The following is a 26,117-nucleotide window of genomic DNA, read 5'->3' on the forward strand; positions in this document are numbered from 1 at the left end:
CCGACGCATAATCCGCTCGTCCTGCCTGGGGGAATTTAGCCGCCCGCAAGTGGAGGAGTTTGAACTGCCCATCGGGGGGTGAGCGTCTTCAGACGGGCCGCCTCGTGCGCGATCCGCGTCGCCTGCTGCAGCCATTCGTCGCTGCGGGCGTTCGCGGCGTCGAGCGACGCCTGCAACGTGTCGCGATCGTGCGCGCACTGCTCGGCCTGCGCGCGCAGATCGGCGAGCGTCGCCTCCAGCGCGGTGCGCTCGCTGCTGGCCTGCTCAGCGAGTCGGACCGCCGCGTCGAGTTGCTGCTAGACGGTGTGCCGCGCGAGCGCATCGACACGCTGCGCTTCTGCGCCGGCGCGAAGCTTGCGGCGATAAACGATGCCGGTGGCGAATGCGCAGACGATACCGCCAACCCCTGCCGCCAGAAGATAACTTTCAAGCACGACCTGCTCCCATCGCTTCGTTCAATCCGTCGGGCCGTCAGCCCGCTACCGCATCCGCGTCACGCTCGCGCGCTGCCTCGGCGGACGCGTCGAGACTGTCCACCGCCCAGTCCTCGGGGAACGACACGACGGTCTGGAAGCGGCGATACTCCGCGCCGCGACGATCGTCGGTGAAACGCAATTCGATGCGGCCATGCTCGCGCCGCACGAAATCGCGCACGGCGTCCATGCCGACGCCGCGGCCCGAAATCTCGCTGACGCTCTGCGCGGTCGAGAAGCCCGAACGGAAGATCAACTCCGCAATCGCTTCGTCGCTGTGCGCGGCATCCGCGTCGATCCAGCCGCGTTCGATCGCGGCGGCACGGATTTTCGCGAGCGCGAGACCGCGGCCGTCGTCGCTGATGGTGATCTGCAGTGCGTGATGGTCGACGCCCACTTCCAGCTCGATCACGCCGGCCGCGTCCTTGCCGTTCGCGACACGCTCGGCGGCAGGCTCGATGCCGTGGTCGACCGAATTGCGCAGCAGGTGCGTGAACACATTGCGCAGCGTATGGCTGACCTCGCTGCGCACGCGGTAGCCGTTGTTGTCGATGCTGACGACCGGCGCTGCCTTGCCGAGTTCGGCCGCTAGAGACGGCAGCGATTCGAACACGCCCGCGAGCGCTTCGTAGATCGACTCGGTACCCAGCAGACGCAGCTCCCGCTGCAACGATTCGCGCATCGACACGAGTGCGTCCCGGTCGGCCGGATCGGCGCTTTCGAGCAGGTCCAACTGCTTCTGGATCAACTCGCGATCGACCATCAGGTAGCGATCCACCGCGCCGCTCTGGCCCGGGCCCTTGCGGCCGAGGCTCACCTCGTTGATCGTCGCGTAGGTTTCGAGCGCGGCCTTCACGCGCTGCAGATCCTCGATCAGAAGCTGCTGGTCCCACGTCTCGCTGTTGTCCGCACGGCGCAACGCGTCGTAGCGCTGCTCGGTTTCGTGGACGATGCCGGTCAGATGCTGAAGGCTGTAGGTGCGCGCATTGCCCTTGACGGTGTGCATGTTGCGGAACAGCTCGGCGACAGCTTCGTGGCTCGGCTCGTGATGCTGACGGATGATGCGTTCGTTCTCGCTGATGAAGCCCGTCGCGCTTTCGACGAAGTGATGGAACTTCTCCTGACTCACCGCGAGAATCTCGCCGATCATTTCCAGCCGGCGCTTCTGTTCGCCGGCCTCGGCCGCGAGCGCGCGCAGTTCGGTCACATCGCGCACGCACAGCATCAGACGCAGCACGACGTCGTGTTCGTCGGTGATGGCCGACCAGCTCAGGTCGAGCGTCTTCACGCGGCCATCGGCCATCGGCTTCGCGATCTCGTTGACGAGCAGGTGCTGATTGAACTCGAAGTTCATGCTGTCTTCACCGATACATGCCTGCAGCGCGGCTTCGATCTGCGAGAGCTCGTCGCTGTTGATATCGGTGCCGCCGAACACGAGATCGAGCAACGGACGGCCCGCGATCTCCTAGGTCTCGAAGATGGCTTCGAGATAGGCGGAGTACTCCGGATGCACGACCACGCCTTCGACCACCGTCAGAATGCCCTGCTGCATGTTTTGCAGCATCGCCTGGATATCGGCGGTCTTCTGCTTCAACTGCAGCGAGCTTTGCTGGATCTTCTCGATCATGCCGTTGAACGCGACGATCGAATGGCCGATCTCGTCCATGCGGCCGACCGGCACGCGGCGCGTGAAGTCCTGGCTCGCCGCGATCTCGCTCATCTCCACCTGCATGCGGCTCAGCGGACTGGTGATCTGGCGATACAGCAGCGCGCTGATCAACAGCAGCACGACGATGGCCGCGCCGGTCGCGGCGCCGATCGCCGTCGTCGTGGTGGCGAGCGCGCTGTTCAGGTCGTCGATCGCGGCGTCCTTCTGACGGTTCTTTTCGATCCGCAGCGTCTCGACGATGCCTTCGAGTTCGTCGCGGTATTGCGCGACGTTCGCGAACAGATACGCCTGCGCCAGATCGTTCTTGCCGTCGGCCTTCATCTTCGCGGTGTCGTTGACCGCGTTGAAATAATTCGCGAGGCTCTCGCGCGCCTGGCTCACGAGACCGGTTTGGGCCTGGCCTTGCGCGGCCTTAGCCTGCACGTCGAGCGCCGCCTGCAGCGACGCTTCCTTGCTCTTCAGCAGGTCTTGCGCCTGCGAGACCATGTTCGCGTCGGGCGCGTAGACGAGCGTCATCATCGCGAGCTGAACGTCCTTGAGCTGCGACACGAGGTCCGCCGACGCGAGCGCGCTCGGCACCACGCCTTGGGTCACCTGCCTGACGTTGGCGGCGCTGTTGCGGGTCTGAAGCACGGCGTATCCACCAATGGCGGATAGCGCGACGAGCATCAGAATGACGAGTAGCGTGATGCGGTGACGGATGGTCATCTGAGAATCCCCGAGGTCTGAAAATACAAGGTCCCCGCTTTGAGCGGGACGCCCGTGTGTTTTTGTGCTTTCGGGCGCGGGGATTATCGTCGCGAATGTGTGACGTAAACGTGACGGAAAGGACACCAGTCGCCACGTTTTGAGGATTTGAAAAATATCGCCGAAAAATTCCGGCTAAGGGCTGATCCGGGCTCAAGTTCAACAGAAACGTGCCGTTATTTACGGCCTATTTTTTCTGAAGCCCTGCGGCGGCATGAACACGAGGCCTGGACGCAAGGGTCCGTGCCTCGCTTTTTTTTATCCGATTGAAGCGCCGCCGTGGTGCCTCAATGCAGCGCGTCCCCCGCAATCGCCTCGGCATAGACCGCCGCGACCCGCTTCGCGATCACCGCATTATCGAAGTGCTCACGCGCATAGCGGCGGCATGCGTCCGCATCGGGCAGCTTCAGCGTGCCGTTCAGCGCGCCGGCGAGACCCGCGGCGATCGCCTGAGCGCCGGTCTCCGGCAACACCAGATCGGGCGACAGGCCCGCCACCGCCTCCGGCAATCCGCCGACCGGCGTCACCAGCACCGGCGTGCCGGATGCCAGCGATTCGACCGTGATGAGCCCGAAACCCTCCAGCGCGACGGTCGGCACGACGCTGATATTGGCCGCGCGATACAGCGCCGCCAGATGCTGATCGGGCACGAAGCCGAGCAGCTTCACGTTGTGCTCGAGCCCCGCGTCGGCGATGCGCGCCTGCAGTTCGCTTTCGAGCCGGCCCTTACCCGCGATCAGCAGCAGCACGTCGGGCGAGGTGCGTTTCACCAGCTTCACCGCATCGATCAGATCTTCGAGGCCCATGCGCCGCACCAGCCTTCGCACCGCCAGCACGATCGGCCGATCCTGCGGCAATTGCAGACGCAGACGTGCCTCGGCCTGCGTGATCGGCAGATTGAACTGCTCGACGTCGACGCAGCCCGGCACCACGCGCACGCGCTCCGGCGAGATGCCGTAGCGCGCCGTCAGAATCTTGCCGAACGCGTCGGACAGCACGATCAGCCGCGATGAACGCGCGTACACCGACTGCTCCAGATAACGCTTCGCGCGCTGGCCGAGCGAATCGGCGCCTTCGACGTGGCTCTCATCGGCCCACGGTCCCTGAAAATGCGACACCTGCGGAATGCCGCGCGTCACGTCGAGGCCCGGAAACGTATAGAGCGCGAAGTGCGACGAAATCACGTCGGGCCGCGACGCGCGGATTTCCTGCCGCAGCGCGCGGCGTGCCGCCATCAGCCGCAGCGGCAGCGATTGCGCGGCGGAGCCGAAGCCGTTGATCGCACCGTTGGTATCGGCCGCGACTTTCGGCGAGCCGGCGACCACGCCGCGCACCGCGACGCCCGCGCCGGGCAATGCGCCGACCAGTGAGTAATACATGCGGTCGAGGCCGCCCGCGCGTTCGGGAAACCAGTGCATCCCGATCTGCAGTGATTTGATTGAGCCAGTCGTCATGATGGTGTGCCCCTGTGTGGTGCTGCGTGTTGCTGTGTGTTGCTTGCGGTGAGTTGCCGTGTCGATGCGTGGATCGCGCGCTCAGCGCGTTCATTCCACGCTCTCTTGTCCGGCCAGATGGTTCAGCGTCAACGCATCGTTCTGCGCGACGACGCCGGCTTCCGTCTTGCTGCGGCGGCGGTTTTCCTGCTGCCCGGCCAGTTGCCGGTACAGCGCGATGTATTGCGCGGCCATGCGCGCCCAGCCGAAGCCGGTTGCCAGCTCGCTCGCGGCCTGGCCCATCGCGCGGCGCGCGGTGTCGTCGCCGGCAAGTTGCGCGACCGCGCCGGCGAGCGCCTGCGGGTCGTCGGGATCGTCGAGCACGATGCCGCACTCGGGCGTGATGATCTCGGCGCCGCCCGCGGTGCGCGCGGTCACGACGGGCAGCCCCGCGGCCATCGCTTCGAGCAGCGACAGACTCATCGCTTCGTAGCGCGACGGGAACACGAACGCGTCGACCGAATGCATCAGCACCGGCATTTCCTTCACGAGCCCGAGAAAATGCACGCGATGCGCGATGCCGAGCGCCTTCGCCTCGTCCGGATACGGACTGCCCGGCAAAAAGCCGGCCACCGCGATCTGCACGTGCTCGGGCAGATGCTTCAACGCGGCGAGCACGGTGCCGAGATTCTTGCGCGGCGTGCGCAGATCGCCGACGAACAGCAGCAGGAACGCAGCGCCCGGCAAGCCGAACTTCGCCCGATCGCCGCTCGCGGCCGCGAAGCCCTGGGTGTCGACGCCGTTGTAGATCACGTCCACGCGATTGCGCGGCGTGAGGCCGATCGCGCGGATTTCGTCGGCGACCTTCTGCGACACCGCGGTGATCACCTTCGAGCGCCGGTATGCCCAGCGCTCCAGCAACGCGTTGCAGCGCGTATAGACCGACTGGTAAGCGGACCACACGCCCTTCGTCAGGCCGAACGGGTAGTACTTGCTCGCGTACCAGCCGCTATGGACGAAATGCGAGGTATTGACGTCGGCGCGCATCCACGTGATGAAGCCGTTCACGTGCAGCACGTCGTAGTCGCGGCGATGCGCGCGCAGCCACAGCGCGCTCTTGAGTGCGAACACTTGCTGGCGCAGCAGATTGGTCGGCCACCAGCGGCCGATCTTCACCGGCGCCCAGCGCACGTGCGGATGCGCGAGCAGCTCCGGCGCCACGTGCGACGCGACCAGCGTCACGCGGATGTTCTCGTCGAGCGCCGCGCGCGCGATCTCGTGATTGACGCGCCCCTGGCCGTCGTTATGGCGCACTACATGCGTGACAATGGCGACTCTCAATCCGTGCCTCCGTGGGTAAATAGCGTGCGTCTGCGGTTCATTTTTTCGTAGTGGACCGCGGAAAGAATCGAAAAGGCGCTCATGAAGAGCAGCAGGCCGCCGGTGCCGACCAGCGAGTTCGTGAATACGAGCATCGCGAAGGTCGCGAGACACAGGCTCAGGCACGCGGAGACGAACTTGTCGTCGCGCAGCCTGAACGATGCGAGCACCGCGCGCATCAGCAGCCACACGATGCCGGACATGTACAGCAACGTGCCGGGCCAGCCGAGCACGAACGGAATGTTCATCACGCCGCTGTCGAAGTTGCCGTACTGGCCGAGCTGGCCGCCGTCGTTCGAGAGCTTCGTCGAGGTGCCGGTCGCGCCCATGCCCTCGCCCGACACGTCGGTAAACGCGGTCTTCGCGAAGGTCGCGTAGAACTCGTTACGGGCCGCGTAGCTCTGGTCGTCGTGCAGATTGACGATCGTGTTCAGCCGCGCCTGCATCCGCTCGGCCACCGGGCCGACCGCGAGCAGCGGCACGCAGAAGCCGGCCAGCAGCACCGCGCTCGCGACGATGCGCACGCGCACCTTGTTGTTCGACTTCACCAGTTGAATCAGCAGCGCGATGACCCAGCCGCCCCACGTCGAGCGCACGAGGCTGAGCGCAAACGAGAAGAAGCCGAGGCCGGCGGCGATCCAGCGCACGCGGTGCTGCGCGGCCATCACGTAAACCATCGCGCCCATCATCGCGAACGCGAACGGGCCCGACGAATTCATCGTGCTGAACACGCGCACGCCCATCGGCACCGGGTCGCCCTGCGAGTTCATCTGCGAGCCGAGCATCCACAGCGCGTCCCACGGCGGCATGATGAAAAACTGGATCAGGCCGTAGCCGCCCATCACCAGCATGCCCCAGATGAACGTGTTGATGATCGTGTCGCGGTACTGCGGATACTGGCGCGTGTGCGCCATGATGTGAAAGCCGATCAGGATCGGATAGAGCCAGTTCGCGAGGTCGTAGGTGGCCGCGAGCGGGCCGCTCGACATCACGCCGATCAGGAACGCGTAGACAAGGCCGAGCAGGATCAGCAGCACGGGCAAACCGCGCCGCTGCGCGAGCAGCCGGTAGTAGCGCAGCAGCGACAGCCCGCTGATCATCGTGACCGCGAGCGGCGCGACCTGGATCAGGCTGGTCGGCGTGAACGCGCCCTTCGACCAGTCGGCGAGACGCCGCACTTCAGGGCTCAGGAACCACAGCCACCACATGAAGCCGATGTAACGCGCCGGGCTCCTGAAGTACAGCCACAGGCCCGTCAGGATCGCGAGCACCGGAAACGCGAGCGTGAGCACCGTGCCCTGGTGCGCGACGATCAGCACCGCGGTGATCAGCCACAGCAACAGCGGCGGCAGCCATTCCCGCGGGCCCCCGGACAGCAGCCCGCTTGCGGCGTTTTTTGCGCGGCCGGCGTTGGCCGCGCCGTTCGGCGGCAGTGGGTTCGCGCGTGGAATCGTCGACATCGCTTACAGGCCTCCGCGCGATTCGCGCGCGGGTGCGCCGCGTTGAGCTTCACGCGGCTGCGTGGCGCGAGCCGGAGCGTGCGTGGCGGCTTGCGCGGGCGTAGCCGGGTAGGCGCTCGCGCTCGCCTGTCCCCGCGCGCTGAGCATCTCGCGGGTGATCCGCACGTGCTGCATCGCGTAGTGCTGCGTGGTCAGATCGCGCGCGAGCAGACCCGCTGCCGCTGCCTGCGCCTGGCGCAGCGCCTCGTGCGGAGCGGCGGCGAGCCGATCGACCGCGTCGCGCAGCGCCTGCGGATCGAACGGCGGCACGTAGGCGGCTTCGTCGGCGGGAAAATAATCGCGCAGCGCGCCGACGTCGGTCGCAATCATCGGCTTGCCGACCGCCGCCGCTTCGAGCATCACGGTGATGCCCGACGCGTGCGAGTTCGGCCGCAGCGGTACGACGATCACGTCGGCCCAGTCGTACAGTTCGTGCTGCTTCCTGATGCCCGAGAACAGCGCGATCTCCACATTCGACGCGCGCAGCGACGCCGGAATACGCCGCCGCGTCGCGAGCTTCACCGTGTAGCGCGGATCGTTGCCGAACGCCTTGATCAGCGTCTCCCAGTCGCGGTCGCGATCGTTGCCGATCGCCGCGATGCGCAGCGGCGTGCGCGGCGTCCACTGCGTCGGCGGGACGACCGGGAAGTCGCGGGTGTTCACGCCGTACAGCAGCGGCGTCGCGTCGCGCTGAAAATAGTCCCGGCACAATTCGGCGTTTTCGCTCGCGAGCGTGGTCAGCCGATCCGCGCGCGTCATCAGCTTGCGATACAGCCAGCTGCGCACGATGCCGTACGACGGCCACTTGTCGAGCAGCCACACGCTTTGCGCGAGCAGCAGCGGCGACGCGCCCGGCCCGCCCTTGCGCCCGCACAGCAGCAGCATCAGCGCGGCGGACAGCCACTCCTGCTCGGTATGCGTCCAGATCACGTCCGAGCGCAGCATCTCCGCGCGATTGCGCCACGTATGGATGAAATCGAAGCCGAGCGCGGCCTTCAGCGCGCGCCGCACGAGCCGCACGGGCCGGCTTTCGCGCGCGTCCTGCGAATAGCTCAGCGCGAATGCTTCGGACTGCGCATGGTGATAACCGTACAGGCAGCCGATATCGTCGCCCTTGCGATAAAAGCGCGGATCGGCGCCGTAAAACAGATGAACGTGAACCTTCGTACTCATGCGGGCACTCCGCTCTGCCGGTGGAAAGAGGCCTCGTGGCGCATACGCGTCACGACAACGCGCGCCGCGCTTCGTGCGCGCCGCCGCGCACCGCGCGCCAGCGCGACAGCTTCAGCGGCGCCTGTTTCGACAACAGCGCGAGCGCCGCGTGCGTGAGGCCCGGATAAAGCCGCGTGCCGACCAGCGTCCACCACCACCACGCGGTTTCACGGCGCAGCGGCGGCAACTGGTCGCGCAGGATCAGATGGAAGTTGAACGCTGCGTTGCGCAGCGCGGCCATCGTCTGCGCGTCGCGTTTGTCGTCGTCGAAACGTTCGGCGGGGAAATGATCGACCGCGACCTGCGGGTCGTAGACGAGCTTCCAGCCGGCGTTCTTGACCGCGAGGCTGAACGCCATGTCGTTGTGCACCTGCGCGCCCGCGCCGCGCAGACGCGCGTCGAAGCGGATCGTGCGCACCGCGTCGCGCCGGTAGCTCATGTTGGCGCCCTTCAGGATGTCGACCTCGCGCGCGGCACCGACGCCCAGATGATGATTGCCGATGATCCTGCCGTGCGCGGTTACCTTGCCGACCAGCGGCCGCTCGCCGTCGAGCACGCGGCCTTTTTCGTGCACCCAGTCGCGCCCGCCCAGCGCACCGAGGCGCGCATCGGCTTCGAACGCGGCCGCGATGCGCTCGACCCAGTCGGGGCGCGGCGCGGCGTCGTCGTCGGTGATCGCGATCACGTCGCCGCTCGCGGCGTCGAGCCCGCGATTCAGCGCCGCGACCTGGCCGGGTATGTCCACCGGCGCGATCACGAGCGGCAGCCGGCCGCGCGCGGATGGATCGCGTAGGCACGCATGGGTCGCGTCGTCATCGACGCGTGCGACCACGATCACTTCGTCGGGCGCGCGCGCTTGCCGCTCGAGCGCGGCGAGGCAGCGCGCGAGATCGGCCGGGCGGCGATAAGTCGGTACCAGTACGGTCACTTTCATCGTGATGTCCTCTATTCCTGTCGTGCACGAGCCGGTGCTGGAGTTCGTGGCCCGGCTCACGTGCTCAGGTATTCCTGGGTCGCCGCGTAGCCGCGGTCGTAGCCGACCCGCGCGCGCGCCGGCATGCCGTTGAAGATGCCGCCCTGCACGTGCACGCCGGCTGCGCGCAGGCGCTTCAGCGCATCGGCCAGCTCGACCTCGCTGTGCATGCCCGAGCGCATCACGAAGAACGTCGAGCCCGCGTACGCGCCGATGATCGACGCATCGGTCACCGCGAGCACCGGCGGCGTGTCGATCAGGATCACGTCGTAGCGTTTCGCGAGGCCGTCGAGGTACTGCGGCAGACGCGGCGACATCAGCAGCTCCGACGGATTCGGCGGACGGCGGCCGCACGAGATGAAGCTGAGGCCCTCGATGCTCGAACCGCGAATCGCGTCTTCCAGCGAGATCTGGCCGCTCAGCAACTCGGACAGCCCGTTCTCCTGCACGCCGCCCACCTGCCGTTCGAGCGCGCCGCGCCGCATGTCGCCGTCGATCAGCAGCACGCGCTTGCCCGAATGCGCGAGCAGCATCGCGAGGTTCACGCTGAGGAAGCTCTTGCCGACACCGGCCATCGGGCCCGTCAGCATCACGATGCGGTTGCGCGCATCCATCAGCGTGAACTGCATCGCGGTGCGCAGGCTGCGCAGACTTTCGATCGTCACGTCCTTCGGCCGCGCATTCGCGAGTACCGGACGCAGCCGTTCGCCGCCGCGCACGTAGCTGTTTTCGAGCTGCACCTGCTCGGCGCTTTGCGGCACGAGGCCGAACACCGGCAGATGGAACGCGCGCTCGACGTGATCGGGGTCGTCGATGCCCTTGAACAGATTGCGGCGCAGGAACACGAAACCGGCGCCCGCGATCAGCCCCAGAATCACGGCCGCCGAGATGATCAGCATCTTCTTCGGCTTGACCGGCGCGCCGGGGCGCAGCGCGGCGTCGACGATATGCACGTTGCCGCCCGTGCCCGCCTTCTGCACCGACAGCTCCTGCACGCGATTGAGCAGCAGCACGTAGATGTCTTCGGCGACCTTCGCGTCGCGCTGCAACTGCACGGCCTTCACTTCGGTCGCCGGCAGATCGCGGAAACGGTCCGCGTATTTGGTGCGCTGCGCCTGCAGCTCGGCCATCTGCTGACGCGCGGCGACGAGCGTCGGATGGTCGTCGCCGTAGCGCTCTTCGAGCTGCGTCATCTGCAGCCGCAACGCGGCGATCTGCTGCTCGTATTGCACGCTGCCTTCGAGGTAGACCTTCGCCTCGTCGCTCGCGTTGATCGAGCCGGACTGACGCTGATAGGCGGTCAGCGCGGCCTCCGCGCGTTCGAGGTCGGACTTCAGGCGCGGCTCCTCGCTCTTCAGGAAATCGAGCATCTTGCTCGCGTCGGCCTGCTTGTTCGACACGTGCTGGCGCAGATACGACTGCGCGAGCGCATTGGCGACGAGCGCCGCATGCTCCGGGCTCTTGTCCTCCAGCGAGATCTGGATCACGCCGGTCTGCTTGCCCTGCTCCTGCACCGTGATCGCCGACTGGAACGCGGTGATCGCGTCGAGGTCGTTCGAGCGCACGATCGTGAACTCCTGGCCGGGACGCGCGACCAGCTTGTTGACGAGCATCGTCACGCCGCCGCCCTGCACCTGCTGGCCGACCTGGCCGCGCAGCAGCAGCGAGCCGTTCGGCGCGAACAGCTCATAGTGCTCCGCGTCGATCACGCGCAGCAGCAGCTTCTCGCCTTCGAGCGACGGACTCACGTCGATCGAATCGACGTCGACGTTCTCCCCGCCCCATGCGTACGACGTGAGTCCCAGCCACGCTCGCGCGGGCTGGCCCGGCGTCGCGACGCGCGCGGCGATGTTGCCGAGCAGCGGGATCGTCTTCGGCGTGACGCTGAAGTTCAGCTTCAGCTGCTGCACGACCGGCCCGACCACGCCGCGGCTCTTGATGATTTCGATTTCCGCGTCGGTCTGCGGCGACGTCGAGCCGCTGGTGATCGCGGCGCCGGTCTGCGTCTGCGTGAGCGCCTGCGACATGCTGTCGGACTGCTCGACGCGCACGTGCGCATCGGCCGAATAAGTCGGCTTGGCGAGGTAGCAGTACGCGACCGCCATCGCGACGATGATCGCGGTAATCGCGAGCAGCCACCAGATGTCGTCGAGGATCACCTGCACCAGTTGTCCGAGGACGACGTCTTCTTCTTCGGTCTTGATCGGACCAGCCATGTGTGGAGAGAGTTGATTGCTCACTGTTCCATCCCGTGTCGTTGGCTTCGGCTTGCGCGTCAGCGGTACTTCTGCTTTCGTTGCTCGTCCCGCGTCGCCCGGACAACGGCGGCGCGGGACGCTACAGCTCAAACGCTCAGCGCGTCAGCTGCTTCAGATAGAACAGCGTCTGCACGGTCGGCAGCACCTGCTCCAGCACGCGATTGAACGTGGTCGACGCGGCGGTGCCCACGTACACGACGTCGAGCGGCTGCAACTGGAACTGCGAGGACAGCATGATCGAGTCCGGCTGCGTCATGTCGAGGCGGAACACCTCAGGCGTGGTCGGATGCTCGCGCATGCCGCGCATCACGTAGATCTGGCGCGGATTGGCGTCGGTGTTGAGGATGCCGCCCCCTTGCGTGAGCGCGTCGGCGATCGTCATGCGGCCGCGCACGATCGGCACCTGGATCGGCGTCTTCACTTCGCCCATCACGAAGATGCGGCTGTCGGTGCGGTCCGGCACGTTGACCACGTCGCCGTTCTGCAGCATCACGTCCTGCGTGGTGTCGCCCTGATCGAGCATGCGATCGGCGTCGAGCACGTAGAGCTTGTGGTTGCGCGTGAGGCGCACGCGCTGGATGTCGGCGTTCGGGTTGGTGCCGCCCGAGCGCGTGATCGCGTCGACCAGCGTCAGCGGCACGTCGCTCACCGCGAGCGGTCCCGGCTGCTTCACTTCGCCGGTGACCTGCACCTTCTGGCTGCGATACGACAGCACGCGGACATCGACCTGCGGATTGCGGATATAAGGCACGAGGCGCGAGGCGAGCTGATCGCGCACCTCGGTCGTGGTCTTGCCCGCGGCCTGGATGCGGCCGACGAACGGGAAGAAGATCGTGCCGTCGGCGGCGATGGTCTGGCCGTACGGATCGGCCTGGCCCGGCAGCGCCGCCGTATACGGCTGCTGCAACGCGCCCGCGATCGTCTGCGTGGTATTGCCGCCCGAGGACAAGGTACTGCCCTGCGGCGTGGTCAGCTCGGGGTGATCCCACACGGTGATGCCGAGGATGTCCTGCGGCGCGAGGTGGTACACGTAATGCGACGCATCCGGCAGCGCCGACGGCGGCAGCGGCTGGGTCTTGGCGGCGGCGGCTTGTGCCTGCGCCATGATCAGGTTGCCGTCGATCAGATGGACCGGATAGGTTTCGCTCGGCGCCTGATCGTTGTCTTTGAGCCTCGAGGTGTCGAGATAATTGCCCGGTGCGGTCGCGCAGGCCGACAGAAAGGACGTCAGCGCAAGGGTGGCGACGAGCTTCGCGCGCAAGCTCGCGAATGAGTTTTCGATGCGGGGTTTCTTCAGCATATTTTGTTCAGCCATCCCATGACCAGATGTTCGATGAGCACGAGACTCTCCCTGTATTCGTCTTCCGCGCCGCCGTGCGGATCGGCGACGTCGGAATCGGCTTCCCACTTGCCGAGCGGATAGACCTTGCCGCGCGCGGACGGATCGAGCGCCTCGACCTTGCTCACCTGAGCGCGCTCGCTCACCAGTACGAGATCGGCCGCGCGCACCAGCGAGCGGTCGAGGCGTCGCGCGTGGTGGATGCCGGCGGCGACGCCGCGCTCTTCGAGCAGGCGCCGCATCACCGGGTCCATGCCGTGGCCGTTCACCGCGCGAATGCCCGCCGAATGAAACGCGATCGGTGCGGTGCCCGGGCGCGGCGCGCGCGCCTGGCGCGCCTTGAACAGCATCTCGGCGGCCGGCGAGCGGCACACGTTGGCGTGGCACACGATCAGAACGTTGTCGAACATGGCGGATCTCTTTGCGCGGCGATCGCAGTGGCCTCAGCGGCCAGAAGTTGCCGCGGCGGCAACCGCCGCCCCGGCATGGGCCGCCCCGGCAGCATCGGCCGCCTGCATCGCGGCGTTCGCGCCGACTCGCGCCGGCGCATTGCGCAACGCGTGCCGCCGGCCGATCGCGTGATACTCGATGCCGAGTTCGAGCAGCACGTCCGGCTCGTACAGATTGCGGCCATCGAAAATCAGCGGCGTCTTCAGCATGCGTTTGAGCGCATCGAAATCCGGACTCTTGAAGACCTTCCATTCGGTCAGGATCACGAGCGCGTCGACGCCGCTCGCCGCTTCCATCTCTTCGTTGACGAACGACAGGCGCGCCTGCTGCTGCGGCACGTCCTTCAGATCGAGCGCGAACACGCGCTTCGCTTCGTCGATCGAGACCGGGTCGTAGGCCTTCACGCGCGCGCCGCGGCGCAGCAGCGCGGCGATCAGCTCGCGGCTCGGCGCCGCGCGCATGTCGTCGGTGTTCGGCTTGAACGCGAGACCCCACACGCCGAACGTGCGATCAGACAGATCCTCGCCGAGACGCGCGACGATCTTCTGCGCGAGGATCTGCTTCTGCGCGTCGTTGACCGCTTCCACCGCTTCGAGAACGCGCAGGTTCGCGTGGTGATCGGCGGCGGTGCGGATCAGCGCCTGCACGTCCTTCGGAAAGCACGAGCCGCCATAGCCGCAGCCCGCATACAGGAAGTCGTAGCCGATGCGCGGATCGGAACCGATTCCGCGGCGCACCGCCTCGATGTCCGCGCCGACGCGATCGGCCAGATTCGCGAGCTCGTTCATGTACGAGATGCGCGTCGCGAGCATCGCGTTGGCCGCGTACTTGGTGAATTCCGCGGAGCGCACGTCCATGTACAGCGTGCGCTCGCGATTGCGGTTGAACGGCGCATACAGGCGTTTCATCAGTTCGCGCGCCTTTTCGCCGGGCACGTCCTCGTCGCAGCCGAGCACGATCCGATCGGGCCGCGTGAAGTCTTCGACGGCCGCGCCCTCCTTCAGGAACTCCGGATTCGACACCACCGAAAACATCTGGTCGATGCCGCGCGCGGCCAGCTCGGCGGCCACCACTTCGCGCACGCGCGACGCGGTGCCGACCGGCACCGTCGATTTGTCGACGATCACCTTGAAGCCGTTCATATGGCGGCCGATGTTGCGCGCGGCCGCGAGCACGTACTGCAGGTCGGCGGAGCCGTCTTCATCGGCCGGCGTGCCGACCGCGATGAACTGGATGTCGCCGTGCGCGACCGCGGCCTCGACGTCGGTGGAGAACGTCAGGCGCTTCGCGCGGCGATTGCGCGCGATGATCTCCTGCAGACCCGGTTCGTGGATCGGCACGCCGCCGTTGTTGAGCACGTCGATCTTGCGTTGATCGACGTCGAGACAGAACACGTCGTGGCCGATGTCGGCCAGACAGGCGCCCGTCACGAGGCCGACATAGCCGCTACCGATGATCGTCAGGTTCATGGATTGCACCTCGGTAAGAGAGTTGATTCAGAAATACGCTCGCGCGATGCGTGGCATCGGCGCGGCCCGGCGCTTTGCGTTCAATAGGCGTTGCTGCCCGCGAAGCCCTTCCACAGCGTCAGCACGACGATCTTGAGGTCGAGCCAGAAGGTCCAGTGCTGCATGTAGTACAGATCAAGCTTCACGCGGCCCATCATCTTTTCGATGCGATCGGTTTCGCCGCGATAGCCGTTGATCTGCGCCCAGCCCGTGATGCCGGGCTTGATCCGGTAGCGGTGCATGTAGCCCTTCACCAGATCCTTGTAGATGTCGTCGTGTTCGAGCGCATGCGGACGGGGACCGACCACCGACATCTCGCCGCGCAGCACGTTGATGAATTGCGGCAGCTCGTCGAGGCTGGTGCGGCGCAGGAACGCGCCGACCGCGGTGATGCGCGGATCGCGCCGGGTCGCCTGGGTGATCTTGCCGGCCTCTTCCTTGTGGACCTTCATCGAGCGGAACTTGAAGATCTCGAACTCGCGGCCGTCGATGCCCTTGCGGCGCTGGCGGAACAACACCGGCCCCGGCGAGCTGAGCTTCACCATCAGCGCGATCGCGAGCATCAGCGGCGACAGCGCGAGCAACGCGCCGAGCGCGAACAGGCTGTCGAAGACGCGCTTGGGCAGCACGCGCAGATCGGTGATCGGCGAGGCGGCCAGATTGATCGCGGGCACGCCGAGCAGTTCGACCATCGGCTGATTGAACAGCGTCAGGCTGCCGACGTCGGGGATGAAGCGGATGTTCACGAAGTCGTTGCGCAGATCCATCACGAAGCGATGGATCGCCTTCTCCTTCGAGATCGGCAGCGCGAGCCACAACTCGCGGATCGCGCGCTGGCGCACGAGGTCGATCATGCGCTGGTAGTCGCGCTCGACCGGCACACCGGCGATCGCGTCCGCCGCGTCCGGGTCTTCATAGGGATTGATCGTGCCGCTCTCGTCGAACACGACGACGGGCGTGAAGCCGGCCTCGGGACGGCCCTGCATCTGCTCGATCAGGTAGCGGCCGTACGGCGCGCCGCCGACGATCGCGACCGCGCGCTGATTGAAGCCCTCGCGGCGCAGCCCGCGCAGGATCGAATAAACGATCACCTTCGTGACGACCAGCAGCACGATCGACGCGAGCGCCCAGTACACGAGCCACAACCGCGACAGGCTGTCGGCGCGGTGCACGCTGAAGCTGATCAGCACGCCGGTCACTTCGACCATCAGCCAGCCGCCGGTGACGCGCGACAGCAGATCGTAGAGCGGCTTGCCGCGCCATGACTGATAGATGCCGAGCGCCGGGAAGAACACCACCACGAGCAGGCAGCCGAACGCGAGCGACATGCTTTGCATGTCGTCGAGCCAGACCAGTGCGCCGCTGTGCACCGCCGCCGCCAGCACCGCGGCGAGCGCGACCATGGCGATGTCGATGATTCTCGCTAGAACGCTCAGCATGTGCCGCCCCTCTGTTGGTCAGTCAAGTGCGATCCGTCGGTTGGTTGAAATGGGTGTTGCAAGCGGGTTTTCATCATTTGCGCTTCATGTTTCCCGTCTGCCCAGCGGTTGAATGGAACTGAATGAGCCTGAATGACGCGACCTGAAAAACCGAGTCCGAATGAGTGAATACCCTTGTACATACCTCAATAAAGCGGTATTAAAATTCGCACGACAAGAGCGCAAAAAATCTCAAATTGTATCGGTCATTTTTTCGATATTTTTTATGCATTTTGGGCGGTAATTGTTGCCGCAAAGCGGGGCGATAACGGCTGCAAGACAGCCGATTCGAGCGCTTTCCCAAAGGAGCTTTCGCTTTCCCAACAGTTTCGTCGGCAAAGCACGGGCGTCATCCGTGCTGTCATTCTTACTCATCATTAAGCGAAAAAAATCCTTGCCGATTTTTTTCAGGTAATTTTTATTTTTTTAATAAATCGGCACGACTTTTTTCCCGCATTTCGAATAAATCCGCTGCGCCTTTTATCCGGATTGTATTTAACGCGCTTTTATTGATTTGCGACTTCGTGATAAAACTCGACGCATTCATCCAGCCTCGAGGAGAGTTCACCATGACAGCTCCGGCCCCGGTCACGCCTGCCGGCACCCGGCCCACCCCCGCCCAATCGTCCATGTCGTCAACCGCAACCAGCGTCAAGCTCAAGGTTCATCCCGTGATTCTCGCGGGCGGCTCGGGCACCCGCCTGTGGCCGATGTCGCGCGAGCAGCATCCGAAGCAGCTGATCGGCCTGCTCGGCGAAGAGTCGCTGCTGCAATCGACGACCCGCCGTCTCGACGGGCTCGAAGCCGGTTATCCGCTGGCCGGCCAACTGGTGGTCGTCGCCAATGAAGAACAGCGCTTCACCACGGCCGAACAATTGCGCACGAGCGGTAAACCTAGCCGGCTGATCCTCGAACCCGTGGGCCGCGACACCGCGCCCGCGTTGACGGTGGCCGCATTGTCCGTCGCCGCGCAGGACCAGGACGGCATCATGGTCGTGATGCCCGCCGATCACGCGGTGACCGACAGCGAAGGTTTTCACGCGGCGGTCGCCACCGGCGTTCAGCATGCGGCGGCCGGCCATATCGTCACGATGGGGATCGTGCCGACGCGTGCTGAAACCGGCTACGGCTATATCCGCATCGGCGCACCGCTCGGTGCTGACGATGCGCGCGATGCTGCGGATACCGAAGCATCGGCTCGCCTCGTCGCGCATCGCCTCGAGCGCTTCGTCGAGAAGCCGCATCTCGAGCTCGCGCAGCGCTATGTCGAATCACGCGAATACTGGTGGAACAGCGGCATTTTCATCGTGCGCGCATCGACCTGGCTCAAAGCGATCCGCCATTTTCAGCCGGCCATCTTCGACGCCTGCGAAGCGGCCTTCGCGGGCAGCACGGCGGACGGCGACTTCTTCCGGCTGCAACGCGATGGCTTCAGCGCGTCGCCGTCGAATTCGATCGACTACGCGGTGATGGAAAAGCTCGGCGCCGATCAGAGCGTCGCGTCCGGCGTGGTCGTGCCGCTGATGGCCGGCTGGTCCGACGTCGGTTCGTGGGACGCGATCTGGGACATCTCCGAGAAAGACGCGGATCGCAACGTGAGCCGCGGCCGCGTGATGTTCGAAGGCGCGAACTCGACCTTCGCGCATTCCGAAGGACGACTGATTGCCTGCGTCGGCACGCAGAATCTCGTCGTCGTCGAGACCGCCGATGCGATTCTCGTCGCCGACAAATCACGCGTGCAGGACGTCAAGAAGATCGTCAACCGGATTCGCGAGGATGGCGGGATCGAAGCGGCCAATCATCGCAAGGTGCACCGGCCGTGGGGCAACTACGATTCCGTCGACACCGGCGAGCGCTTCCAGGTCAAGCGTATCGTCGTGAAGCCGGGCGCGCGGCTGTCGCTGCAGATGCATCATCATCGCGCCGAGCACTGGATCGTCGTACGCGGCACTGCGCTCGTCACGCGCGGCGACGAGCGCTTCATCGTGTCCGAAAACGAGTCGGCTTATATTCCGCTCGGCACCACGCATCGCCTCGAAAACCCGGGCAAGATGCCGCTCGAAATGATCGAGGTGCAGTCGGGGTCGTACCTGGGCGAAGACGATATCGTGCGATTCGACGATACGTACGGACGGCAATGACCCGCGAGCGGTCGCAATGATGAAGCAGAAACCTGCGGCGGCGCGAAGCGGCCGCGGGGACCGCCGGGCTCACCCCACGTACGAGATAAGTTCCTTGTACGTTGCGGAGAAGCGCTCCGCGGTGCCGCTGTCGGTCGTCACCGTGGGCGTGCCTGCCACGCCCGCTGTCGCGGTGTCCGACGGATAGCGGCGCAGCGTCCCGCGCAATGCATTCAGTGATGGCTTCAGCGGACCGTGCAACGGCGCGCCGTGATTTGCCGGTTGATTTGCGGCGTGATTCGCGACGCCATTGATCGGCGCCGGTTCCGGCACCTGACGCACGCCCGCCAATGAGCGGCCCGCCGCGCGCTGCACAGGGTTTTCCGTTCCGGCCGCCGCCGAGCGCTCTACGGTTCCGTGCGCCAGCGTCGTCGCCGCCGCATCGGTCGCGCATTCGCGATCGATCCACTGACGTGCCCAGTCGAGCGCGAACTGCTGCGCGTGCTGCGCATCCGCGAAGCGCGGACCGACGAGGCCGGAGCGCTCGACGCGCTTGCCGTCCCTGATGATCTCCGCCCAGCCGCGATACATCGCATTCGGCACTTCCTCGACCACCACATAGACCAGATAACCGCGCGAATCGGCGACCTGCATGCCGCGCGGCGCGAGGCCGATCGTCAGCGACGGGCGCGGGTCGTCGGCCGCGACGGGCTCTTCCATGCCGGACGCCGGTTCGGCGTGGATTTCCGCCACCGTCACCGACCTCCCCGATGCGGACGTCGCGAACGCCGATGTCGCCGCCGGCGCAAGCCCCGACAATTGCCGCGTGATGTCGCCGATCGGATCGGCCGTGCGCCATTGGCTCAACGCGCTCGCGACACCCGGCGCCTGCCACGACTCGGGACTCTTCCACGACACGCCGCGCAGGCTATTGTCTTCGCGCGGGATCGGGGTTGGCGCAACCGGTGCCGCGGGTCTGGCCGTCACGGGCGGAGCCGGTTCGGGAATGTACGCGAACGTGCGCCCGCTCAGCGACAGCAGGCGGACCATCTCGAGCAGTGTGCCGTTCAGCTGCCACTCTTCGAAGCGGCGGCGGCACGTGGGACCGGACGGATAGCGGCCCGGCAGCTTCGACCATGGCTCGCCCGTGGTCAGAATCCACAGCACCGCATTCGTCACGATGCGCGGTTCGGCGCGCGGCCGGCCGCGCCGGTTCAGACGGACGGCCGGCTCGTCGGAGACGAGCGGCGCGAGCAACGCCCATTCGTCGTTGTTTAGTTCATCAAAAAACATTGGATTTTCTCCACGCGGCCTGGCCTGGCCGCGGCGTTGGGCCTGCCACGGATTCTCAGCGTTCCCGACCCGTGTGCGGCCCTCGGTTGCACAAATTTGTTTTGTCCGTTCGGCTAGCTGGAGCAGTCCGCCCACACGTGGTGCGGCTCTTCCCTATTGCGAAGCACAAAACGCGGTCTCACTCGTGCGTGGGAGAATTTGTGCACGAAGCATACCATCCCGCTCTTTGCATGAGTACAGTTGAGACAAGTGTTACGGATAGAAACAATCTTGTCCGTTTCGCTGCGTCGATTCTCGTATTGCCGTAACAGAAGCCACTGCTTATCCGGCATCGGATCTGTCTATTGCAAAGCACAATGCAGCCTGATTGCACAGAATGGGATTTAGAAATCCGATTGCCGATCCAGCATGCATTTCAATGCCCCTTGATAGCGAATGGGATCAGCGGTTTCGAGCATCGGCGAGAAGAGCGTGACGAGCATGCAGGGTGACATGGAGACAATGGGAGCCGCGCATGCGGCCACTGCGCATGCGCGGCGTTCGACGCGTGATGGAAACGTCGAAGTCGCTTCGAGGGACGTTACGGACGCACCGGCTTCGATGCCTGCTCGCCGACGACCGTGGTCCATTCGCGCACACGCCAACGCGTGACGAGTCCGGAGAGCACATACGGATCGGCCTTGGCAAAGGCTTCCGCGACCACCGCCGACGCACCGCTGAAGAGCAGCACCGCGCCGTCCGTCGGCTCGGCGAGCGCGCCGGCGAGCAGCAGCTCGCCTCGCTCGACGGCAGCCCATGCGAGTTTCAGATGCGCATCGCGGTACTCGCCGCGCCGCTCCAGATAGTCGGGTACCAGGTCGTACATCAACAGGTAATGCATCGTAAGTCTCCTCGCAAGGATCAAGGTTGACATGGAGAGCGGCATGCGTCGGAGCGCGCTCGAGCATAGCAACGGCCGCCGAATTTCATGCCTATTTTCTATTCAGTTGCATTCGCAGCAATGGAGAAATGCTGATTGCGTATTTTTCGTAAAACCCAAATATCGGACACCGCAATTTAATTTCAATAAGGTTGAAATAGTCGAGCCGATTAATCCGGATTGCATAACAAAATTCGCGCTCCCGTTGATTCGATTGTTTCAAACGCGATAGTACCGGTTGTTCCGCGCCAGTCAGGGAAAACGAGCGCAGTCCGCTGTCAACCGGAATGGATTTTGAGCCGTTCTGGCAGACGGCATTTGCCATAATGGATGCGCCGATGGGCCCATGGATGCCGTCGTCGCCCGCGCGCATGAACGACCAAAAACGTTTTCACCACCGATGGAGTGTCCCATGAAAATCCAATCCGCTATCGCTACGCTGGTGTTGGGTGCGGTACTCGTCTCGCCGGCGTTTGCGCAGAACAGCCAGCAGACCAAGATGGCCGACTGCAACAAGCAGGCGGGCGACAAGAAAGGAGACGAGCGCAAGGCGTTCATGCAAACCTGTCTTTCGTCGAAGCCGGCCGCCGCCGCGCCGATGAGCCAGCAGGACAAGATGAAGGCGTGCAACAAGCAGGCGGGCGACAAGAAGGGCGACGACCGCAAGGCGTTCATGAAGACCTGTCTGTCCTCCTCGGCGCCGGCGAACTAAGCGACAGGCGTAGCCATCCGTCACGCCGGCGCCCGGGGATCGACTCGGCGCCGGCGCATCGTCCCGCCCACGCGGCGCTCCGATCGAATTCCCCCGCTTCGCAGTCCACCCGCCGCAACGCGCCGTTTTCTTCTATGATGGCTGCGGAGACGGCCCACCCTCACCTATAGAACCAATCCAACTACGCGGGCCGCCATCTTGTCGTTGGTGCTACTGAGCATCGATCGGAGGCAAGGATGGTATCGAAGCACAAAAACCGCTGGTTAAGGCGGTGGCTGCTGGTCATCATATTCTGGGCCGTGCCCGTGGCGATCGTCGCGGTCAACGAAATCCGCGAGGAAATGTCGAATAACGCGGTCGATCTCGACCGCGCGCTGACCAGCTGGAATTTCACCGGCGCGCAGCGCGCCGCCGGCGCGCCCGCGCGTTGTCATGGCAAGCCCGACGAGGCGAAAGCCGCCGGCTGCCCGGCCGACGTGCTGGCCGCCAACGCGCCGCGCCAGCAGGACGCCATCAACGAATACAGCGTGCGCCGCTCGACGTTGTACGGCTATCTGTGGCACGCGTTCATCGGCTATTGGGTCGTGCCGGCGGCGATCCTGTTCGCGCTCGGCGTGATCATCGGCATGGTGCGCCGCGCGCTGCGGCGCCCTCCCACGGTCAAGAGTCCGGCGAATCACGGGTGAGCGGCGGCCGCGCCGCCGGGGCTCCGCTGCAATTTGCAGCGTCGAAGCAACACTATCGATTCCATATTGGTGGGCCGCCGCGCAGAGCGGAAATCGGTAAAAACCGGCGCATCGCGCGAGCGCGCCGAAGCGTCCCCAAAATCCCCGCGCCTCGGGCACTTGTCGGTTTCGCCCCCTCGTATCGTTGCTCGATGCGTGCTTCGAGGTCGCGCGAAAGGCCGGTCAAAGTTACTCGAAAACGCCCTGGCGATCGGCCTCAAACCCTTGTCCCATAAGGCTTTTCGCGTTAGCTCGCGGCACGCCTTTTGCTGCAGCCTGTGTTATAACTCGGAGGCAACCAGGCGACACCACGACGGTTGCGCCCCGGGTCCATGACGGAGAAAAACGATGCAAAGACGACACTTCATGTTGAAGACGACCGCTGCGCTTGCTTTCGGAGGCCTCGCACTCGCCGGGTGCACGACCACGGGCAACACGCCTGACAACGCGCATGTCGACGCCTCGAAACGACAGTCGATCGACGCGAGCGTCGATGGCACGATGTCCAGGCTGTTCACGACCGTGCCGGGCTCGCGCGAGCTGGTGTCGAAGGCGCGCGGCGTGCTGGTGTTCCCGTCGGTGCTGCAGGCGGGCTTTATCGTCGGCGGCCAGTATGGCGAAGGCGCATTGCGGGTGGGCGGCGCGACGGTCGGCTACTACAGCACCGTGTCGGGCTCGTTCGGCCTGACGGCGGGTGCGCAATCGAAGGCGCTCATCTTCCTGTTCATGACACAGGATTCGCTCGACAAATTCCGCAACGCCGACGGCTGGTCGGCCGGCGTCGATGCATCGGTCGCGCTCGTGAAGGTCGGCGCGAACGGCGCTGTCGACACGACCACGGCCACTGCGCCGGTGCAGGTTTTCGTGCTGACCAACGCGGGCCTGATGGGCGACGTGTCGCTGCAAGGCACGAAGGTGTCGCGGCTGAAGATCTGAGCGCGCCGAGCGGTATGCTTTTGCTGAACGCCTGCGCGTGCATCGCGACGCGCGCAGGTGCGGCATCCGGATCGCAACGCGGCCAAAGCCGCGCGAAGGGCTCTGCGTGAGTCGTCGCGCGGCTTTTCTTGTGGTCGGCTATCGATGCCCCCGCTCAAGCGCGAAAAAGCTCACGCGCGAAAAAAACGGCGCTGCGCATCGCGCACCGCCGTCCTTCGTTTCGACACTGGCCAACGATGCCCGCGTCAACCGCCCGACGAGTCCACCACCTTGAACCTCGAGCGCTTCTGCGCGCGAATCACCGACTGATACGCCTCCACATACTGACGCGCCATCCGGTGCGACGTGAAGCGCTCCTCGAAGCGCTGCCGCACGCCCGCGCGCGGCACCTTGTGCAGCCGGTTCACGGCCGCCACCGCACCGATCTCGTCCTCGACGATAAACCCGGTCAGGCCCTCTTCGAGCACTTCCGGCACCGAGCCGCGGTTGAACGCGATCACCGGCGTGCCGCACGCCATCGCCTCGATCATCACGAGACCGAACGGCTCCGGCCAGTCGATCGGGAACAGCAGCGCATGCGCGCCCGACAGAAACTCGGCCTTCTGATGGTCGGCAATCTCGCCGATGTACTCGACGTACGGCAGGTCGAGCAACGGCCGGATTTCGCGCTCGAAGTATTCGCGGTCGGCCGAATCGACCTTGGCGGCGATGCGGATCTGCATGCCGCAGCGGCCCGCGATGCGGATCGCCGTATCGACGCGCTTTTCCGGCGAAATCCGGCCGAGAAACGCGAGGTACTTCTGCTCGACCGGTTGCGGCGTGTAGAGCTGCTCCGGCAGGCCGTGATAGACGGTGGTGAGCCAGCGCGCCTGCGGCAGCGGATGACGCTGCGCGTTCGAAATCGAGATCACGGGCGCGGTGTTGAACGTATCGAACACCGGCTGCTGCTCGGGCAGATCGAGGCGGCCGTGCATCGTCGTGACGAACGGCGTGTCCTGCCGCTTGAATACCGAGAACGAGTAGTAGTCGAGGTGAAAATGCAGCACGTCGAAGTCTTCGGCCTGGCGGCGCACGAGTTCCATCAGCAGCATGTGCGGCGCGATGCGGTCGCGGATGCCCGGATCGAGCCGCAGCGCGCGCGGCCACACCGGTTCGAGCTTCGCGCTCGTGACGGAGTCGCCGCTCGCGAACAGCGTCACGTCGTGGCCCTGCTCGACCAGCGCTTCGGTGATGTAGGACACGACGCGCTCCGTGCCGCCGTAAAGCTTCGGCGGCACCGATTCGGTCAGCGGGGCGATCTGCGCAATCTTCATATTTGTGTCTCCATGAGCCGACGGCTGGCGCGCCAAACGCGATGCCCCCGGCGACGCCGAGTATGACAGCGCCATGACGGCGGATCAATGCACACGGCGCATAAGCGTCGGATACATCGTCGCTACGACGCATTATTCCCTGGCAGCGGCGCAAAAGCCGCAGGTCTTGCAATTGCTCGGCGCTGTTACAAACGGCTTACATCCGGTGACGCGAGCTCGCGCCGTTACTTGTGGCCGCCGCCCTCGCCCGACCCGCGCACGGGCATGCTGCGCAAATCCCTGAGGAAGCTGTCGCGCCACACGCCGAGATCGTTCTCGCGCAGCGCGGCCATGTTGATCTCGTGACGCCGCTGACGCGCATCGAGCGGCATCTGCAGTGCGCGCTGCAAGGCTTCGCACATGCCGATCGCATCGTGCGGATTGACGAGCAGCGCGCCGGAGAGCTCGGCCGCGGCGCCCGCGAAAATCGACAGCACGAGCACGCCGGGATCGTCGGGATTCTGCGCGGCGACGTACTCCTTCGCGACGAGGTTCATGCCGTCGTGCAGCGGCGTGACGAAGCCGATCTGCGACTCGCGGAACAGCGACATCAGCTTCCAGCGGTCGTACTGCTGGTTCAGATAGCGGATCGGCGTGTAATCGAGCCCCGAGTAGCGGCCGTTGATGCGCCCCGCTTCGTATTCGAGATCCTGGCGGATCTTCTGATAGGTGGCGACGTCCGAGCGCGTCGGCGGCGCGATCTGCACGAGCGTGACGTTGCCGCGCCACTCGGGCGAGCGTTCGAGCAGCAACTCGAACGCGCGAAAACGCTCGACCAGTCCCTTCGAATAATCGAGCCGGTCGACGCTCATGATCAGCTTGCGCCCCTCGAGACTCTGCTTCAGCTCGAGCACGTGCTGGCGGCTCTCGTAGCGCTTGGCCTGCTCGGCGATTTCGTCGGGGAACACGCCGATCCGGTACACGCCGGTGCGCAGCTTGCGCCCGAACGCCTCGACGATGCCGTCCGCGCTCGCCGTGCCGCGCGCGTGGCGCGTCACGTAGTCGTGGAACGCCTGCTGGTCGGTGGCGGTCTGGAAGCCGAGCAGGTCGTAGCACGACAGCGACTTCACGAGTTCCTCGTGCGGCGGAATGTTGAGCAGGATCTGCGGCGCGGGAAACGGAATATGCAGGAAGAAACCGATGCGGTTCGTCACGCCTTCGCTGCGCAGCGCCTCGGCGAACGGGATCAGATGGTAGTCGTGAATCCAGATGACGTCGTCGGGTTCGAGCAGCTTGACCAGCTTGTGCGCGAGCCACGCGTTGACGCGCCGGTAGCCCGCGTACTCCTCGCGCTCGTAGCGCGCGAGGTCGTTGCGGTAGTGAAATACCGGCCATAGCGTCGCGTTCGAGAAGCCGCGGTAGTACTGGTCGTAATCCTTGCGCGTCAAGCCGACGGTCGCGAAGGTCACCGCGCCGTCCTGCTCGAGCGTCGGCCCCGCGTTGGCGACCGTTTCGCTGACCACGTCGCCGCTCCAGCCGAACCAGACGCCGCCCGCATCCTTCAGCGCGCCGAATACGCCGACCGCGAGCCCGCCCGCCGATCCCTTGGTCTCCGTCGGCGTCGCAACGCGATTCGACACGACGATCAATCGACCCATAGTGCATGTCCTCCGTAGTTCTTGCGGTGCGCCGCGCCGCCTG

At 65.3% G+C, this 26,117-nt stretch carries 19 protein-coding genes and 1 pseudogene; 4 read left to right on the forward strand and 16 right to left on the reverse strand.

Going from position 1 to position 26,117, the window contains the following annotated elements:
• Positions 1-296: 296 nt before the first annotated feature.
• The 12 genes and pseudogenes from EVC45_RS47090 to EVC45_RS34250 form a co-directional block, all read right to left on the reverse strand.
• Entirely contained in the window at positions 297-434 is a 138-nt protein-coding gene (locus EVC45_RS47090) for a hypothetical protein (protein WP_248295364.1), read from the reverse strand.
• 37 nt (positions 435-471) lie between these two features.
• Positions 472-2,850, reverse strand: a pseudogene (locus EVC45_RS34200) (ATP-binding protein).
• A gap of 326 nt (positions 2,851-3,176) precedes the next feature.
• The gene (locus tag EVC45_RS34205; RefSeq protein ID WP_129962575.1) at positions 3,177-4,343 is read right to left on the reverse strand and encodes a glycosyltransferase family 4 protein; all 1,167 of its coding nucleotides are present in this window, start codon (positions 4,341-4,343) and stop codon (positions 3,177-3,179) included.
• Positions 4,344-4,433: 90 nt separating this feature from the next.
• A complete protein-coding gene (locus EVC45_RS34210) occupies positions 4,434-5,663 on the reverse strand; it encodes a glycosyltransferase family 4 protein (protein WP_129962576.1) in 1,230 nt (409 codons plus the stop codon).
• Positions 5,660-7,162: a glucose-6-phosphate isomerase gene (locus EVC45_RS34215; protein ID WP_129962577.1), complete on the reverse strand. Its 1,503-nt coding sequence runs from the start codon at positions 7,160-7,162 to the stop codon at positions 5,660-5,662. The genes EVC45_RS34210 and EVC45_RS34215 overlap by 4 nt, the downstream gene beginning before the upstream one ends.
• A gap of 3 nt (positions 7,163-7,165) precedes the next feature.
• Positions 7,166-8,374, reverse strand: a complete 1,209-nt coding sequence (locus EVC45_RS34220) for a glycosyltransferase family 4 protein (RefSeq protein WP_129962578.1) — start codon at positions 8,372-8,374, stop codon at positions 7,166-7,168.
• Between the two features lie 49 nt (positions 8,375-8,423).
• Positions 8,424-9,347, reverse strand: a complete 924-nt coding sequence (locus EVC45_RS34225) for a glycosyltransferase family 2 protein (protein ID WP_129962579.1) — start codon at positions 9,345-9,347, stop codon at positions 8,424-8,426.
• 56 nt (positions 9,348-9,403) lie between these two features.
• Positions 9,404-11,602, reverse strand: a complete 2,199-nt coding sequence (locus EVC45_RS34230; protein WP_129962619.1) for a polysaccharide biosynthesis tyrosine autokinase — start codon at positions 11,600-11,602, stop codon at positions 9,404-9,406.
• Between the two features lie 136 nt (positions 11,603-11,738).
• Entirely contained in the window at positions 11,739-12,944 is a 1,206-nt protein-coding gene (locus tag EVC45_RS34235) for a polysaccharide biosynthesis/export family protein (RefSeq protein WP_129962580.1), read from the reverse strand.
• Complete coding sequence (locus EVC45_RS34240) at positions 12,938-13,393, reverse strand: low molecular weight phosphotyrosine protein phosphatase (RefSeq protein WP_129962581.1); 456 nt, start codon at positions 13,391-13,393, stop codon at positions 12,938-12,940. Before EVC45_RS34240 ends, EVC45_RS34235 begins: the two co-directional genes overlap by 7 nt.
• A gap of 33 nt (positions 13,394-13,426) precedes the next feature.
• Positions 13,427-14,902, reverse strand: a complete 1,476-nt coding sequence (locus EVC45_RS34245) for a UDP-glucose/GDP-mannose dehydrogenase family protein (RefSeq protein WP_129962582.1) — start codon at positions 14,900-14,902, stop codon at positions 13,427-13,429.
• 80 nt (positions 14,903-14,982) lie between these two features.
• Positions 14,983-16,380, reverse strand: coding sequence for an undecaprenyl-phosphate glucose phosphotransferase (locus EVC45_RS34250; protein WP_129962583.1), 1,398 nt, complete (start codon positions 16,378-16,380; stop codon positions 14,983-14,985).
• A 608-nt stretch (positions 16,381-16,988) separates the two neighbouring features.
• Between EVC45_RS34250 and EVC45_RS34255 the strand changes: the two genes are divergently transcribed.
• The gene (locus EVC45_RS34255; protein WP_373683105.1) at positions 16,989-18,560 is read left to right on the forward strand and encodes a mannose-1-phosphate guanylyltransferase/mannose-6-phosphate isomerase; all 1,572 of its coding nucleotides are present in this window, start codon (positions 16,989-16,991) and stop codon (positions 18,558-18,560) included.
• Between the two features lie 69 nt (positions 18,561-18,629).
• Here the strand turns inward: EVC45_RS34255 and EVC45_RS34260 are convergent, their stop codons facing one another.
• Both EVC45_RS34260 and EVC45_RS34265 read right to left on the reverse strand, forming a co-directional pair.
• A complete protein-coding gene (locus EVC45_RS34260; RefSeq protein ID WP_129962584.1) occupies positions 18,630-19,832 on the reverse strand; it encodes a transposase in 1,203 nt (400 codons plus the stop codon).
• Positions 19,833-20,412: 580 nt separating this feature from the next.
• A complete protein-coding gene (locus EVC45_RS34265) occupies positions 20,413-20,712 on the reverse strand; it encodes a YciI-like protein (RefSeq protein ID WP_129962585.1) in 300 nt (99 codons plus the stop codon).
• A 451-nt stretch (positions 20,713-21,163) separates the two neighbouring features.
• Here EVC45_RS34265 and EVC45_RS34270 point away from each other — a divergent pair, with 451 nt between their 5' ends.
• The 3 genes from EVC45_RS34270 to EVC45_RS34280 all read left to right on the forward strand — a co-directional run bounded on the left by EVC45_RS34270 (position 21,164) and on the right by EVC45_RS34280 (position 23,124).
• On the forward strand, positions 21,164-21,463 hold the full coding sequence (locus EVC45_RS34270; RefSeq protein ID WP_129962586.1) for a PsiF family protein: 300 nt from the start codon (positions 21,164-21,166) through the stop codon (positions 21,461-21,463).
• Positions 21,464-21,699: 236 nt separating this feature from the next.
• Complete coding sequence (locus EVC45_RS34275) at positions 21,700-22,149, forward strand: hypothetical protein (protein ID WP_129962587.1); 450 nt, start codon at positions 21,700-21,702, stop codon at positions 22,147-22,149.
• 387 nt (positions 22,150-22,536) lie between these two features.
• The gene (locus EVC45_RS34280; RefSeq protein ID WP_129962588.1) at positions 22,537-23,124 is read left to right on the forward strand and encodes a YSC84-related protein; all 588 of its coding nucleotides are present in this window, start codon (positions 22,537-22,539) and stop codon (positions 23,122-23,124) included.
• 245 nt (positions 23,125-23,369) lie between these two features.
• On the opposite strand, the gene EVC45_RS34285 is transcribed toward EVC45_RS34280, so the two are convergent.
• Together EVC45_RS34285 and otsA are read right to left on the reverse strand one after the other, a co-directional pair.
• Positions 23,370-24,437, reverse strand: a complete 1,068-nt coding sequence (locus EVC45_RS34285; protein WP_129962589.1) for a glycosyltransferase family 4 protein — start codon at positions 24,435-24,437, stop codon at positions 23,370-23,372.
• 224 nt (positions 24,438-24,661) lie between these two features.
• Positions 24,662-26,074, reverse strand: a complete 1,413-nt coding sequence (otsA, locus tag EVC45_RS34290) for an alpha,alpha-trehalose-phosphate synthase (UDP-forming) (protein ID WP_129962590.1) — start codon at positions 26,072-26,074, stop codon at positions 24,662-24,664.
• Between the last annotated feature and the right edge of the window lie 43 nt (positions 26,075-26,117).

Origin of the sequence: Paraburkholderia sp. UYCP14C (assembly GCF_004197395.1) — a bacterium.
In the GTDB taxonomy this organism is placed as follows: Bacteria; Pseudomonadota; Gammaproteobacteria; order Burkholderiales; family Burkholderiaceae; genus Paraburkholderia.